1 protein-coding gene is annotated in these 999 nt (G+C 37.8%); it reads left to right on the top strand.

The window, feature by feature from the left end; all coding sequences use genetic code 11:
- A partial coding sequence (locus B5V81_RS08580) for a TrbL/VirB6 family protein (protein WP_244979460.1) occupies positions 1 to 825 on the top strand: 825 nt, incomplete at its 5' end.
- Positions 826 to 999: the final 174 nt, after the last annotated feature.

Here is a 999-nt window from a genome sequence, read left to right as displayed (position 1 = left end):
CAACTTTTTACTAAAATTGATCAGATAGCAAAAACATATGTCACGGATATTTCCTCAAAAGCAATTGTTACAATCACACCCTTCGTTTCAATTGGAATCACAATCGCTTTCATTATCTATGGATGGCTTATCATTCGGGGCGCTATAGATATGCCGCTTTCCGGTTTCGTAAACCGTTTCCTGCGAATAAGCATTATCACTTCAATAGCTCTTACCACAGGACTTTATCAACCGGAAATCACAAATTTGATAACGCAAATGCCCTATGATTTATCAAAAGCGCTCATAGCAAATCCACTCAATGATACAGAATTAATGAAATTGCTTGACACAACAGCAACCAAAGGATTCCAATATGCAGGTCGTCTTTTCGAGGAAACCGTCTTCTTCGAGTCCAATGGACTGCTTTACAGCCTCTTAGGTATCCTCATCTTGCTGGCAACAAGTCTCGTCGTAGCAATCGGTGGGGGGCTCGTCATACTGACAAAAATCGCCATTACACTTCTCGTAGGATTGGGTCCTATCTTCATCATTGCTTTGCTCTGGCAACCAACCTATCGCTTCTTTGAGCAATGGATAATCCAAGTCGTAAATTACATAATCCTCTTTCTACTCTTAGCCACTGTATTTAATCTGATGATGAACATCTTTGCAAACTATTTGCAAGATATGAGGCTCGATTACAACCAAAATGTAGCAGCCATGTTTGGGGGAGCTCTCATCCTCTCCATTATATCCATTATGCTCTTACTCAAACTATCAAGCATGGCCAATTCTCTCGCAAAAGGCATAACATTTGGACATCTATGGAAACATAGAAACTAGAGGATATAGAAAGAAATGGTTCTCGTAACAGAAAACTTAAATCCATAAGACAAAATAACCAAACTATCCAATCCTACAGCGGAAAATATTTGCACTAAAATTGAATTATTTTCATCAATTAAAAACTGAAATTAAGAAAAGATAAATTATCGCAAACTATACGCTTTACTTTAT

The organism is Bartonella queenslandensis (assembly GCF_018155095.1).
GTDB classification, from domain to species: domain Bacteria; phylum Pseudomonadota; class Alphaproteobacteria; order Rhizobiales; family Rhizobiaceae; genus Bartonella; species Bartonella queenslandensis_B.
Note: the sequence above shows the minus strand (reverse complement) of the source record. Positions and strands in the feature narration are given on the sequence as shown.